This window comes from Microbispora sp. ZYX-F-249 (genome assembly GCF_039649665.1).
GTDB lineage: Bacteria > Actinomycetota > Actinomycetes > Streptosporangiales > Streptosporangiaceae > Microbispora > Microbispora maris.
Genome location: NZ_JBDJAW010000003.1, coordinates 64,176 through 77,564, shown reverse-complemented (window position 1 = coordinate 77,564; position 13,389 = coordinate 64,176). Strand labels below are relative to the sequence as shown.

Sequence of the window (13,389 nt, the reverse complement as noted above, 5' to 3'; positions counted from 1 at the left end):
AGATCAGGGTGTTCGGAGGGAAACATCTAGGGCAGGTTGGCGACATGGATTTGGACCGGCTGGCGGGGGGCGCGCACCACGACCCCCACTCCATATTGGGGGCCCATCCCGGGCCCGACGGCGTCACGATCAGGGCCCTGCGCCCGTTCGCGGAGAAGGTCGAGGTGCTGGCCGACGGCTCGGCGCACGAGATGGGCCACGTCGCCTTCGGGGTCTTCGAGGTGACGCTGCCCGGCGTCGACAAGATCCCGGACTACCGCCTGCGCATCACCTACCCCGACGCCCCGCCGTACGAGACGGACGATCCGTACCGGCACTGGCCGACGCTGGGCGAGCTCGACCTGCACCTGATCGGTGAGGGACGGCACGAACGGCTGTGGGAGGTGCTCGGGGCGCGGGTGATGCGCCACGAGGACGTGGACGGCACGGCCTTCTCGGTGTGGGCGCCGAACGCGCAGGGCGTGCGGGTGATCGGCGACTTCAACCACTGGAACGGCGCCGCCCACCCGATGCGCTCCCTCGGCCGGACGGGGGTGTGGGAGCTGTTCCTCCCGGAGATCGGCGAGGGCACGCGGTACAAGTTCCAGATCCTCGGCCTCGACGGCATCTGGCGGGAGAAGGCCGACCCGATGGCCCGCCGCACCGAGATCCCGCCGGCGACCGCCAGCATCGTGGAGAGGTCCGCGTACGAGTGGCGCGATCAGGAGTGGATGACCGCCCGGGCGGCACGTGACGCCCTCGCCGAGCCGATGAGCACCTACGAGGTGCACCTCGGCTCGTGGCGGCCCGGCCTGTCCTACCGCGACCTCGCCCGCGAGCTGGTCGAGTACGTCAAGGACATGGGGTTCACGCACGTGGAGTTCCTGCCGGTCGCCGAGCATCCGTTCGGCGGCTCGTGGGGCTACCAGGTGACGTCCTACTACGCCCCGACGTCGCGGTTCGGCTCCCCCGACGACTTCCGCCACCTCGTGGACGAGCTCCACCGGGCCGGCATCGGCGTGATCGTGGACTGGGTTCCCGCGCACTTCCCGATGGACGAGTGGGCGCTGGCCCGCTTCGACGGCACGCCGCTCTACGAGCACGCCGACCCCGCCCGCGGCACCCACCCCGACTGGGGCACGTACGTCTTCGACTTCGGCCGCAACGAGGTGCGCAACTTCCTGGTCGCCAACGCGCTCTACTGGCTCAAGGAGTTCCACGTCGACGGCCTGCGGGTGGACGCGGTGGCCTCGATGCTCTACCTCGACTACTCCCGCCGCGAGGGCGAGTGGACGCCCAACGAGTACGGCGGCAGGGAGAACCTCGACGCGATCGAGTTCCTCAAGGAGATGAACGCGGTCGTCTACCGCGAGGAGCCGGGAATCGTGACGATCGCGGAGGAGTCGACCGCGTGGCCCGGCGTGTCGCGACCGGCGTACCTCGGCGGGCTCGGCTTCGGCTTCAAGTGGAACATGGGCTGGATGCACGACACGCTCAGCTACATGTCCCGCGAGCCGGTCTACCGGCAGTATCACCACCACCAGATGACGTTCTCCCTGATGTACGCCTTCTCGGAGAACTTCGTGCTGCCGCTCTCGCACGACGAGGTCGTCCACCTCAAGGGGTCGCTGCTGGGCAAGATGCCCGGCGACGAGTGGCAGCGCTTCGCCAACCTGCGGGCGTTGTACGGCTTCATGTGGGCCCACCCCGGCAAGCAACTGCTGTTCATGGGCGGCGAGTTCGGTCAGGGGGCCGAGTGGTCGGAGGCGGGCGGCCTCGACTGGTGGGTGCTCGACTTCGACTTCCACCAGGGCGTACGCCGCCTGGTGCGGGACCTCAACCGCGTCTACCGCGAGTCGCCGGCGTTGTACTCCCGCGACACCACCCATGAGGGCTTCCGCTGGATCGACGCCGACGACGCCTCGGGCAACGTGCTGTCGTTCCTGCGGTACGGCGCGGACGGCTCGGTGATCGCCTGCGTCGCCAACTTCTCCGGCGCCCCGCACGAGGACTACCACCTCGGCCTGCCGACCCCCGGCCGGTGGGAGGAGGTCCTCAACACCGACGCGTACGAGTACGCCGGCAGCGGTGTCGGCAACATGGGCGCGGTCGAGTCGGTCGAGGTGCCGCGGCACGGGCTGCCCTGCTCGGCCCGGCTGCGCGTGCCGCCGCTCGGCGTCGTGTGGCTGCGGCCGGTGGAGAGCCCCACGGCCGTGAGCCCGGAGATGGACGAGCGCGCCGAGGCGGAGGAACCGGCGGAGGCCGAGCCCGAGGGCCCGATCGCCGAATCCTGAGCTCTTACGACCGGGGGTCCGCGGCGCGGGCCCCGGTCGGGCGCCTCCGGGGCGGGGAAGTGACCGCCCCGGGCGAACTCGGTCCGAACCCGCGGTGCCGGTGTGCGATCCCGGTCCTGCGCGACCTGGCCGATGGTCCTGCGCGACCTGGCCGACCGGCTGCGCGTGACGGCCGAAGCCTGGCCACCGCCGACGCCCTGTCCCCGCTTTCCCGCGGCCCTTCGGCGATGCGGACGGGGCGGGTCACGGTGCCGCTGATCGGAGTGCGGCCGGTCAGAGTGCGGCCGGTCGGAGTGCGGCCGGTCAGAGTGCGATGACGACCTTTCCGCGGGCGTGCCCCTGTTCCACGTACTCGACGGCCGCCGGGATCTCGTCGAACGGATAGACGCGGTCGATCACCGGGGTGACCTCGCCGTCCTCGATGAGGTCGGTCAGCCGCATCAGGTCGCCCCTGACCTTCTCGCCGTAGGCCACCTGGGTCACGACCACGCGCTGGGACACGAACGGCGACGCCGCGAGCGTCGCGGCGATGTGGCCGACCGGCTGCAGCCACCGTCCGGCGGGCCCGCCGACGACGAGGTGCGTCCCCCGGGGCTTCAGCGCTCGCGCGCAGGCCCGCGGCCCGCGGGTGCCCGCGATGTCGAGCAGCACGTCGTGGCGCCGCCCGCGCCGGGTGAAGTCCTCCTTCGTGTAGTCGACGACCTCGTCCGCGCCGAGCGACCGCACCAGATCCGCGTTCCGGCCGCTGCACACGCCGGTGACCTCGGCGCCGAACGCCTTGGCGAGCTGCACGGCGAAGGTTCCCACGCCGCCCGAGGCCCCGTTCACGAGGACGGCGCTCCCCGCCCGGACCCGTCCCTGATCGAGCGCGATCAGCGCGGTGACGGCCGCCATCGGCACGGCGGCCGCCTGCTCGAACGACAGGTTCTCCGGTTTGCGGGCCAGCGCGCTCTCCGGCACGCACACGTACTCGGCGAAGCCGCCCTGCGTGAGCAGCGCGAACACCTCGTCGCCGGGACGGAACCCGGTGACGCCCGCGCCGGCCGCCTCGACCTGTCCGGCCACGTCGGCGCCCAGGATGCCGATCCGCGGCCGGCACGGGCCGAGCGTGCCGCCCATCAGGCGCGCGACGTACGGCTCGCCTCTCATGTGGTGCCAGTCGTACGGCTGGACGGAGGTGGCGCGCACCCGGACCAGCACCTCGCCGGGACCGGGCACGGGTGTGGCGACGTCGGTGAGCTCCAGGACGTCGGGCGGGCCGTACGAGCGTAAGACGAAGGCCTTCATCGCTTTCTCCTCGTCGCTTCGGCGGTGGGGAGCTTCAGCGTAGGAAGCGCCGCGCGCAGGGCGTATCAGCCGAAAGTACGCCCGATCGGCAGCCGATCGGGCGGCGCGAATCCGGCCGATTCGCCGATGAGCCGCACCGGCCCCGCGGATCACCATCGGAGTCATGACCGAAGGAATATCGACGGAACGGCCCACACCCGCGCGGAGCGGCTCGTCGGGCAGGAACCGCAGGACGGGATGGCTCGTGCCCGCCGCGCTGATCGCGCTCAGCACCGTGCCCGTGATCGCCGGCGCCACCCGGCTGGGGCAGCTGACCGGCGGCGGGCCGGTCACGCAGGACAGCGCCCGGTATTTCGCGACGCCCGCGCCCGTCGTCGCGCACATCGTGGCCGTCACCCTCTTCAGCCTCCTGGGGGCCCTCCAGTTCGCCCACGGGTTGCGCCGCCGCAGGCCCGCCTGGCACCGCGCCGCCGGACGGCTCGTGGTTCCGGCCGGGCTCGTCAGCGCGTTCTCGGGTCTGTGGATGACGCTGTTCTATCCCCCACTGCAGAACGACAGCGCCCTCCTCGTGGGCCTGCGGCTCGCGTTCGGCACCTTGATGATCGTTTCCCTCGTCCTCGGCTTCGCGGCCATCCGGCGGCGGGACGTCACCGGTCACCGGGCCTGGATGACCCGGGGCTACGCGATCGGCATGGGCGCGGGCACGCAGTTGCTGACGGTCGGGCCGTGGATGGCGCTGGCCGGCGAACCCGGCCCGCTCCCCCGGGCGCTGCTGATGGGCGCCGGGTGGGTGATCAACCTCGCCGTCGCCGAATGGGCCATCCGCAGGGCCCCAAAGTCCCGGCCCCGTCCCGGAGAGTGAAGCAGCCGTGAGTGAGGTCTCAGCCCGCGGGCTCGCTCTCGGCGCGGTGGCCGTCGTGCAGGAGCGAGCGCAGCCGGGCGGTGTCGATGACGTGGGCCAGTCTCGGGAAGACACCGGTCATCAGGGCCTGATGGACGTGCGGGTCCGGGTCGGCGACGCCGTCCGACAGGACGTAGAGCCGGTAGTCGCGATCGGCGGCGTCGGTGACGGTGGACAGCACGACGCCGCTGGTGGTGATGCCGGCGACGACCAGTGTGCTGATCCCGCGATCGCGCAGTCGCCGGTCCAGGTCCGTCGTGGAGAACGCGCCGTAGCGGGTCTTGCGGACGGTGATGTCACCCGGCTCGGGAGCGAGTCGAGGGTCGACGGCTGTGGCGGGATCCGCGTGGTGCATGAGGCGCTGCCGGCCGACGAAGGAGAAGGCCTTGTTGGCCGGTGGGATCGCCGCCCAATCGGCCTCGGTGAAGCCGACTCGCACGTGGGCGACGGTGGCGCCGTGCGCGCGCATGCCGGCGATGGCACCGGCCACCCGTGACAGCAATGACTCCGACTCGGGGAGCGAGGCCAGGATCGCCTGCTGGTAGTCCATGACGAGCAGCGCGGTCATCCGGGGGTCCAGCGCCGGAGTCGTGACGGTCATCTTCTCTCCTTGGGTGATGAGGATCGGGGTCAGTGACGGCCGTGGCGGCCCGTCAGGCGCGGCCTGGTGCGGGCTCCGTCTCGGCGAGGGGCTCGGCGAGGGGCACGGCACGCCGGGGGAGCAGCAGCGGGGTCGCCAGCAGGAGCACACCGGCCAGGCCGATGGCCGTACGCGGGCCGAGCAGGCCGCCCAGCACACCCCAGACGGCCGTCAGCAGCGCGGTCGAGGCCTTGGTCGTCACCGTCCAGGCGGACAACGTGCGGGCGATCCGGTCGGTCGCGGTGCGCTCGAGGCGGTAGGTGGCGCAGACGGGGTTGAAGACCCCGCAGCAGAAGATGAGCCCGAGCTCGACGCCCATCACCAGCAGGAGCCCTCCGGTGCCCGGCCCCACGAAGGCCAGGCCGACGAGCCAGAGCGCGCGCAGCGCCCCGGACACGACCAGGACCCGGTGCTGCCCGAACCGGGTGACGAGCGGCCGGGCCAGCCGCGAACCGAGCAGCCCGCCGACGGAGGGCGCGGCGAAGGCGAGGCCGTACTGCCACGGCTCGAACCCGAGCCGGCCGAGCATCAGGACGGCCAGCAGCGCGTCGGCGGCCATCACCAGGCCGTTGAACACGGCGGTGTTGAGGAACAGCGGGCGCAGCGTCGCGTCGGCGAGGATGTACCGCCAGCCGTCCAGCAGGTCCCCGGCCCGCATGCGCGCGGCCTCCCGGCGCTCGGGGCGCGGCTCCGGGCCGCCCGTCGCGCGGATGCCCAGGGCCGAGAGCAGGTAGCTGACCGCGTCGGCCACAACCGTCGCCACCGGGCCGAGGAGCCCGATCGCGGCGCCGCCCAGCGGCGGCCCGATGATCGTGGTCGTCCAGGACGTGGACTCGAACCGGGCGTTGGCGACGAGCAGGTGCTCGGCCGGCACCAGCGTCTTCAGGTACGCGCCGGAGGCGGCGCGGAAGCCGATGTCGGCCGCCGCGACGACCACGGAGACCAGCAGGAGCTGCACGAAGGAGAGCACGCCGAGCGCGAACGCGGCGGGGATCGTCAGCAGCGCCGCGCACCGCACCGAATCCATCCCGATCAGCACCGGCCGCTTGCGGCGGAACTCCACCCACGGGCCGAGCGGCACCACCACGGCCGCGCCCACCGCGGCCCCCACCGAGGACAGCGCCGCGACCTCCGCCGGCCCGGCGTGCAACACCCGGACCGCGATCAGCGGGAACGCGCCGAAGGCGAGCCAGGTGCCGAGCGCGCTGGTTCCGTACGCCGCCCAGAGCCACCCGAACCGCCGCCCCAACCGGTGCCCGTTCCGCATGTCCGACGCCCCTCGCCACTCACCTGCACAACCGATCCGCGATCGGAGACATCAAATCGAGCACCATGACCGGAGATCAAACAACCAGAAGGCCACTCAGCCACAACGAACGGTTGTATCCATAGGGTGTCCGCATGGACCTCGACACCGTCCGGACGTTCGTCGCCGCCGCCGACGCGGGGCAGTTCCAGGAGGCCGCCGCCGAGCTGGCGGTCACACAGCAGGCCGTCTCCAAACGCATCGCCGCGCTGGAGCGCGACCTCGGCGTACGGCTGTTCCTCCGCACGCCGCGCGGCGCCGAACTCACCATCGACGGGCAGGCGTTCCTGCCCCACGCCCGGGAGCTGCTGCGCGCCGCCGACCGGGCCGTGGCGTCCGTGCGCGCGGGCAGTCGTCCGCTGCGCGTCGACGTGCTCAGCTCGCGTGGCGCGGGGTCGGGCCTGATGCGCGGCTTCCATCGCGTGCACCCCGAGATCGAGCTCGACGTGGTGATGCTGCTCGACATCGAGCGGGCCGTCGCCGCCATCCGATCCGGCGCGATCGACGCGTCCTTCCGCGCCGTCGCCATGCCCGGCCGTCCGCTTCCCGAGGACATCGCGTCCGTCCGGGTGCTCGACGAGCCGCTCCAGCTCCTCACCGGTCCCGCCCACGCGCTGGCGGGCGCCCGGTCGGTGACCATCGCCCAGCTGGCCGGGCACCGGGTCTGGATGCCCGGCATCGTCCCCGGCAGCGAGTGGGCGGCCTACTACGACGACCTCGTCGCCGAGTTCGGCCTCACCATCGAGGCGACCGGCCCCAACTTCGGCTCCGACGCGCTCCTCGACACCGTCGCCGACACCCCGGCCCTGGCCACCTTCATGGGCGGGAACACCCGCCTCGTCTGGCCCGCGGGCCACGGCCTGCGGCGCATCCCGGTGACCGCTCCCACGCCCGTCTACCCGCACTCGCTCCTGTGGCACCGCGACAACCCCCACCCCGCGCTGGCCACCCTCCGCGCCCACCTCGCCGCCGCGGCGACCGGCCTCGACGCGGCCGGAACCTGGGCGCCGGGCTGGGCGGTCCGGCGCTGAGCGCCGCCGGAACCCCGGTCAGCTCCTGACGCGGCCGGTCTGGTGGGCCCAGATGGCGATCTCCACGCGGTTGCGGGCGCCGAGCTTGGCCATCAGGCTGGCGATGTGGGTCTTGACCGTGCTGAGCGAGATGTGCAGCTCGGCGGAGATCTCGCCGTTGGTCCGGCCGCGTGCCACGGCGGCGAGAATCTCCTCCTCCCGGTAGGTGAGCGCCTCGACGGGCTGCGGGAGGGACGAGGCGGGACCGGTGCGGGCGAAGGTCCCGAGCAGCCGGGCGGTGACGCTCGGGGCGATGAGCGCGTCGCCTTCGGCGGCGGCGTGGACGGCCTGGGAGAGCATCTCGGCGCCGGCGTTCTTGAGCAGGAAGCCCCGGGCACCGGCCTTCAGGGCGGCGTAGACGTACTCGTCGAGGTCGAACGTGGTGATGACGACGACGGCGAGGGGATCGGCGACGTCCGGCCCGGCGAGGGACCTGGTCGCCTCGATCCCGTCGACGCCGGGCATGCGGATGTCGAACAGGCACACGTCGGGACGCAGGCGCCGGGCGAGCTCGACGGCCCGCCGCCCGTCGGCGGCCGTGGCGACCACCTCGATGTCCGATTGAGCGTCGAGGATCATCGCGAGGCCGGTGCGCACGATCTCCTGGTCGTCGGCGACCAGCACGCGGATGCTCATGTGGCGGCCCCGTCCCGGGGGAGCACCGCGGTCACGGTCCACCCCCGATCGCGGTCCGGGCCGGCCACGCACGTGCCGCCCAGCAGGTTCGCGCGCTCGCTCATGCCGACGATCCCGTATCCCGGCTCCTCCGTACGCGCGGGGCCGCCGTCGCCGTCGTCGCGTACGCGCAGGCGGACCGCCGCGTCGTCGGCGGCGACGCGCACCTCGACCCGGGTGGCGTGCCGCGCGTGCCGCAGGGCGTTGGTCACCGACTCCTGGGCGATGCGGTAGACCGCGGACTCGACCGACGGGGGCAGGCCGTCCAGGTCACCGGAGATCTCCACCTCGACCGCCGGATGATGGGAGCCGCCCCGGCTCGCGAGGAGTTGGATGTCGGTGATGCGCCGGCCGGGTGTCAGCTCCGCCGGCTGATCCCGGCGCAGGACGCGGACGATGGCACGCATCTCGTCCAGGGCCCGCGCCGCCTCGGCCTCGATCACGCGGAGGGCCTCGGCCGCGGCGTCCGGGCGCGTCGCCGACGTGGCGAGCCCCGCCTGCGCGCGGATGGCCATCGCGGAGACGTGGTGCGCGACCGTGTCGTGCAGGTCGCGGGCGAGCTGCTCGCGCATCAGCAGCTTGACCTGGTCCAGCTCGCGCATCCGCACCCCGGCGCGGTACCGGAACGCGCCGCCCAGGCTGGTGGTCGCGAGCATGACGGCGAACGGCCCGACCACGTCGGGGAGACCGGCGTGGTCGACGAGCACGGACAGACCGGCGGCGGGGAGCATGATCCCCAGGGCGATCACGATCTCCCTGCCCGATCCCCACCGGAACACCGCGTACGGCAGGATCAGCATGTATCCCAGCGTGTACATGTCGAGCGTCGTGCCGCCGACGAGGATCGGGATCACACTCGTGGCGACGAAGCAGAGCGTGAACATCGCCAGGGGCCGGGTCCGCCGCCACAGCAGGGTCGGCACCAGCCCGACGGTGACGACCACCGCGAACGGCCGCATCGGGAGGTCCGGCCGCAGCACCCCTTCGAGCACCGCGAGGGGCGCGAGCACCCCGGCGAGCACCCAGTCGCGCCATACGCGCCGGGGCGGATCGGGGGGACGGGGCTCGCACCACACGGAGCGGATGAGGCCGGGCACGGCTTCATCGTACGGAAGCCGGGCCGGCGGGAAACGGCCAGGACGGAGACTCCTGTGTCGCCTTCGCACCGGGACCGGCGTACGGCCGGTGACCTTAGCGAAGGCTTAAGCGACGTTTAGGAAGCCGGAAGGGCGTTGACCATCCGGCGCGGAATGCTTACGCTCGCAAATTAATAGGAAACTTTCCTGTCCTTTACCCCCCAAGAGCAGGAGCTCCGTTGCGCAAGATCCTCCTCGGGTCCGTGATCGCCGGTGCCGCGCTCCTCGCGCCGCTCGCGATCGGGACCGCCTCCGCCGCGGCCCCCGCCGCCGTCCCCCAGAGCCAGTCCGCCGTCCTGGCGTACACGGCCTGGGCCCCCAACACCTGGTACGCCGTGGGCGCCCGGGTCACGTACTCCGGCAAGGACTACGAGGCCATCCAGGCACATACGTCCCTGACCGGCTGGGAGCCGCCGAACGTCCCGGCGTTGTGGAGGCTCCTGTCGGGCAGTTCCCCCTCGGCCAGCCCGAGCACGTCGCCCTCCGCGTCGCCCTCCGCATCACCGTCCGCATCGCCCTCGGCATCGCCTTCCGCGTCCCCGTCCGCGTCGCCCACCACGAGCCCGACGCCCCCGCCGCCCGGGGGCAAGAAGGTGCTCGGCTACTTCGCCGACTGGGGCGTGTACGGCCGCCAGTACTTCGTGAAGAACATCGTGACCAGCGGCTCGGCCGCCAAGCTCACCCACATCAACTACGCCTTCGGCAACGTGACCAACGGCCAGTGCGCGATCGGCGACTCCTACGCCGACTACGACATGGCCTACACGGCGGCCAACAGCGTGGACGGCAAGGCCGACACCTGGGACAACGGCGCCCTGCGCGGCGCGTTCAACCAGTTGCGGAAGCTGAAGGCGCAGTATCCGCACATCAAGGTGCTCTACTCCTTCGGCGGCTGGACCTGGTCCGGCGGGTTCGGCCAGGCGGCCGCCAACCCCGCCGCCTTCGCCAACTCCTGCTACAACCTGCTGAAGGACCCGCGCTGGGCCGACGTGTTCGACGGCATCGACATCGACTGGGAGTACCCGAACGCCTGCGGCCTGAGCTGTGACTCCAGCGGTGCGGCGGCGTTCAAGAACCTTATGGCGGCCCTGCGGGCCAAGTTCGGCTCCAACTACCTCGTCACCGCCGCGATCACCGCGGACGGCACGAACGGCGGCAAGATCGACGCCGCCGACTACGGCGGCGCCGCCCAGTACGTCGACTGGTACAACGTGATGACCTACGACTACTTCGGCGCCTGGGCCGCGCAGGGCCCGACGGCCCCGCACTCGGCGCTCACCTCCTACTCCGGCATCCCCACCGCCGGGTTCTACTCCGACGCGGCCATCCAGAAGCTCAAGAGCAAGGGCGTGCCGGCGAGCAAGCTCCTGCTGGGCATCGGCTTCTACGGCCGCGGCTGGACCGGCGTCACCCAGGCCGCTCCCGGCGGCACCGCCACCGGTGCGGCGCCCGGCACGTACGAGGCGGGCATCGAGGACTACAAGGTCCTCAAGAACAGCTGCCCGGCCACCGGCACCGTCGCCGGCACGGCCTACGCCAAGTGCGGCTCGAACTGGTGGAGCTACGACACCCCCGCCACCATCGGCGGAAAGATGACCTACGCCAAGAACCAGGGTCTCGGCGGGGCCTTCTTCTGGGAGTTCAGCGGTGACACCGCCAACGGCGAGCTGATCACCTCGATGTCCAACGGCCTCAAGTAGTCCGGCTGGTCCGGCGGCCCCCGCGCACACCGCGCGGGGGCCGTCGCATGGGCAATATCATCCGGCCATCCCGGCGAAACCGTCGCTTATGGTGGCATTTATGGACGCGACGAGGACGATCGTTGAGACGGTGGGCAAGCTGCGGCAGCGGCGTACCGCGCCGCTCGTGTTGGAGCTGGACCTGACCGAGGGACTGTCGGAAGGCCCGCCCGCCGACCCTGTCTCCGCCCTGCTGTCCATGCGCAAGGCGCGCCTCACCGACGTGCTGTCGGGCCTGCGCCGCGCCCGCAAGGACCCCCGTGTCACCGCGCTGATCGTCAAGATCGGCGGCTATCCCCTCGGTCTCGGCATGGTGCAGGAGCTGCGCACCGCCGTGGTCAAGCTGCGCGCCGCGGGCAAGCGGACCGTCGCGTTCGCCGAGACGTTCGGCGAGTTCGGCGCGGGCACCGTCCCCTACTACCTGGCCAGCGCCTTCGAGCGGGTCTACCTCCAGCCCTCCGGCGACGTCGGCCTGACCGGGGTGGCGCTGGAGCAGCGGTTCCTGCGCGACGCGCTCGCCAAGGCCGGGGTGGAGTATCAGATCGGCCAGCGGCACGAGTACAAGACCGCGGCCAACACGTTCACCCAGAACCACATGACCGACGCCCACCGCGAGTCGGCCGGGCGCATCGCCGAGTCGATCACCGAGCAGGTGGTCGCCGGCATCGCCGACGCGCGCGGCCTCGATCCGAAGCGTGTGCGCGAGCTGATCGACCAGGGCCCGTTCATCGGGGCGGAGGCCGTCGAGGCCGGGCTGGTGGACGGGCTGAAGTATCGCGACGAGGTCTACGGCGAGACCGTCGAGGACGGCGCGCACCTGCTCTACGTGTCGCGGTACGCCAAGAGCACGCTGTCCGGCAAGCTCCCCCACCCGGGGGCCGACACGGTCGCCCTGGTCCACGGCAACGGCATGATCCGCCTCGGCCGCAGCGGCCGCTCGCCCCTCGGCGGCGGGGGCGCCATGGGCTCCGACACCATCTGCGCCGCCCTGCGCTCGGCCCGGCGGGACGAGAAGGTCAAGGCCATCGTGTTCCGCGTGGACAGCCCCGGCGGGTCGTACGTCGCCTCCGACGCGATCTGGCGCGAGGTCGTGCTGGCGCGCGAGGCGGGCAAGCCGGTCATCGTGTCGATGGGCGACCTGGCGGCCTCCGGCGGCTACTTCGTGTCGATGGCCGCCGACGTGATCGTGGCCCAGCCGGGCACGCTGACCGGTTCGATCGGCGTGTTCGGCGGCAAGCCCGTCGTGGGCGAACTGCTCGGCAAGCTCGGCGTGGTGACCGAAACGGTCGCCGAGGGCGCCAACGCCGGGATGTTCTCGCCGTCCACCGCGTTCTCCGAGACCCAGTGGGAGCGGGTGAACGCCTGGCTCGACCGCATCTACGACGACTTCGTGGGGAAGGTGGCACAGGGCCGCGGCCTCACCAGGGAGCGTGCCCACGAGCTGGCCAGGGGCCGCGTGTGGACCGGCGCCGACGCCAAGGCGGCCGGCCTCGCCGACGAGCTCGGCGGCCTCGAGGACGCCCTCGCCCTGGCCCGCCGCAGGGCCGGGCTCGCCGACGACGCCCCCGTACGGACCTATCCGCGCATGCACCCCCTGGAGCGGCTGCGCCCGCCGGAGTCCAGCGAGGACAGGTCGGCCGCGCTCGCCCGGGTGCGTCTCGAGGCGTGGGGACCGCTGGCGCGGATGGCCGGGCAGCTCGGCCTTCCGGCGTACGGCCCCCTGGTGCTGCCGGGCCACTGGACGATCAGGTGATCGCGCGGTAGCGCGAGCGGAGCCGTACGAGCGGGGACTTGGAGGCGTCGACGTAGCCGACGCCGAGGACCTCCCCGACGAACAGCGTGTGATCACCGGCCGGGACGACCTGCGTCGTCTCGGCCTCGATCGCCGCCACCCCGCGCTCCACGACCAGCGCCTCACTGTGCGCGCCGCGATGGTGGGCGACCCCGGCCAGCAGGAGCCGGGCGCTGGGCCGCCCGGCGGCGGCGAACCGGGAGGCGACCGCCTGCTGGCCGTCCGCCAGCACGCTCGCGGCCCAGCGGTCCCGGCGCAGCAGCACCTCGGCGAGGTATCCGGCCGAGTCGAGGCTGACCAGCACGAGCGGCGGGTCGAGCGACACCGACATCAGGGTCGTGACCGTCGTGCCGAGGTCGTCCCGGTCGTCCTTGACCGTCAGCACCGCCACGCCGGCGGCCACCTGGCCCATGGCCTCGGTGAACAGTCCCTGCGCAGGTCCCACGCGCGGCTCCTTCCCCTCCGGCGTGCGACTGTGCCACCGAGTCCGGGAACACGCAACCGATCTCCCATCTGTGCTTATGTCCTGACATAAGAATGACCTATTGCATAAGCGTTAATTCGTCATTA

The 13,389-nt window shown here is 72.2% G+C and carries 11 protein-coding genes; 5 read left to right on the top strand and 6 right to left on the bottom strand.

Going from position 1 to position 13,389, the window contains the following annotated elements; all coding sequences use genetic code 11:
• Positions 1–44 precede the first annotated feature (44 nt).
• Positions 45–2,273, top strand: a complete 2,229-nt coding sequence (gene glgB, locus AAH991_RS04850) for a 1,4-alpha-glucan branching protein GlgB (protein WP_346224526.1) — start codon at positions 45–47, stop codon at positions 2,271–2,273.
• Positions 2,274–2,576: 303 nt separating this feature from the next.
• Here the strand turns inward: glgB and AAH991_RS04845 are convergent, their stop codons facing one another.
• Complete coding sequence (locus tag AAH991_RS04845; RefSeq protein WP_346224525.1) at positions 2,577–3,560, bottom strand: NAD(P)-dependent alcohol dehydrogenase; 984 nt, start codon at positions 3,558–3,560, stop codon at positions 2,577–2,579.
• A gap of 163 nt (positions 3,561–3,723) precedes the next feature.
• Here AAH991_RS04845 and AAH991_RS04840 point away from each other — a divergent pair, with 163 nt between their 5' ends.
• A complete protein-coding gene (locus AAH991_RS04840; protein WP_346224524.1) occupies positions 3,724–4,422 on the top strand; it encodes a DUF2306 domain-containing protein in 699 nt (232 codons plus the stop codon).
• Positions 4,423–4,441: 19 nt separating this feature from the next.
• On the opposite strand, the gene AAH991_RS04835 is transcribed toward AAH991_RS04840, so the two are convergent.
• Together AAH991_RS04835 and AAH991_RS04830 are read right to left on the bottom strand one after the other, a co-directional pair.
• Positions 4,442–5,062, bottom strand: coding sequence for a cysteine hydrolase family protein (locus tag AAH991_RS04835; RefSeq protein ID WP_346224523.1), 621 nt, complete (start codon positions 5,060–5,062; stop codon positions 4,442–4,444).
• A gap of 52 nt (positions 5,063–5,114) precedes the next feature.
• Complete coding sequence (locus AAH991_RS04830) at positions 5,115–6,368, bottom strand: MFS transporter (protein WP_346224522.1); 1,254 nt, start codon at positions 6,366–6,368, stop codon at positions 5,115–5,117.
• Positions 6,369–6,502: 134 nt separating this feature from the next.
• Here AAH991_RS04830 and AAH991_RS04825 point away from each other — a divergent pair, with 134 nt between their 5' ends.
• Entirely contained in the window at positions 6,503–7,438 is a 936-nt protein-coding gene (locus AAH991_RS04825) for a LysR family transcriptional regulator (RefSeq protein WP_346224521.1), read from the top strand.
• 18 nt (positions 7,439–7,456) lie between these two features.
• On the opposite strand, the gene AAH991_RS04820 is transcribed toward AAH991_RS04825, so the two are convergent.
• Both AAH991_RS04820 and AAH991_RS04815 read right to left on the bottom strand, forming a co-directional pair.
• Positions 7,457–8,113 (bottom strand): response regulator, encoded by a 657-nt coding sequence (locus AAH991_RS04820; RefSeq protein ID WP_346224520.1) that lies wholly within the window; start codon positions 8,111–8,113, stop codon positions 7,457–7,459.
• Entirely contained in the window at positions 8,110–9,249 is a 1,140-nt protein-coding gene (locus AAH991_RS04815; protein ID WP_346224519.1) for a sensor histidine kinase, read from the bottom strand. Before AAH991_RS04815 ends, AAH991_RS04820 begins: the two co-directional genes overlap by 4 nt.
• Before the next feature lie 218 nt (positions 9,250–9,467).
• Between AAH991_RS04815 and AAH991_RS04810 the strand changes: the two genes are divergently transcribed.
• Both AAH991_RS04810 and AAH991_RS04805 read left to right on the top strand, forming a co-directional pair.
• Positions 9,468–10,988, top strand: a complete 1,521-nt coding sequence (locus tag AAH991_RS04810; protein WP_346224518.1) for a glycosyl hydrolase family 18 protein — start codon at positions 9,468–9,470, stop codon at positions 10,986–10,988.
• Positions 10,989–11,088: 100 nt separating this feature from the next.
• Positions 11,089–12,780 (top strand): S49 family peptidase, encoded by a 1,692-nt coding sequence (locus AAH991_RS04805; RefSeq protein WP_346224517.1) that lies wholly within the window; start codon positions 11,089–11,091, stop codon positions 12,778–12,780.
• Here AAH991_RS04805 and AAH991_RS04800 read toward each other — a convergent pair.
• Positions 12,773–13,231: a flavin reductase family protein gene (locus AAH991_RS04800; protein ID WP_428833951.1), complete on the bottom strand. Its 459-nt coding sequence runs from the start codon at positions 13,229–13,231 to the stop codon at positions 12,773–12,775. The two genes, AAH991_RS04805 and AAH991_RS04800, sit on opposite strands and share 8 nt — an antisense overlap.
• Positions 13,232–13,389 lie beyond the last annotated feature (158 nt).

Excerpts from the sequence above, each read along its gene's own strand:
- AAH991_RS04805 (WP_346224517.1), top strand. The coding sequence starts at position 11,089 with ATGGACGCGACGAGGACGATCGTTGAGACGGTGGGCAAGCTGCGGCAG.
- AAH991_RS04840 (WP_346224524.1), top strand. The coding sequence starts at position 3,724 with ATGACCGAAGGAATATCGACGGAACGGCCCACACCCGCGCGGAGCGGC.
- AAH991_RS04835 (WP_346224523.1), bottom strand. The coding sequence starts at position 5,062 with ATGACCGTCACGACTCCGGCGCTGGACCCCCGGATGACCGCGCTGCTC.
- AAH991_RS04830 (WP_346224522.1), bottom strand. The coding sequence starts at position 6,368 with ATGCGGAACGGGCACCGGTTGGGGCGGCGGTTCGGGTGGCTCTGGGCG.
- AAH991_RS04825 (WP_346224521.1), top strand. The coding sequence starts at position 6,503 with ATGGACCTCGACACCGTCCGGACGTTCGTCGCCGCCGCCGACGCGGGG.
- AAH991_RS04800 (WP_428833951.1), bottom strand. The coding sequence starts at position 13,231 with ATGGGCCAGGTGGCCGCCGGCGTGGCGGTGCTGACGGTCAAGGACGAC.
- AAH991_RS04845 (WP_346224525.1), bottom strand. The coding sequence starts at position 3,560 with ATGAAGGCCTTCGTCTTACGCTCGTACGGCCCGCCCGACGTCCTGGAG.
- glgB (WP_346224526.1), top strand. The coding sequence starts at position 45 with ATGGATTTGGACCGGCTGGCGGGGGGCGCGCACCACGACCCCCACTCC.
- AAH991_RS04820 (WP_346224520.1), bottom strand. The coding sequence starts at position 8,113 with ATGAGCATCCGCGTGCTGGTCGCCGACGACCAGGAGATCGTGCGCACC.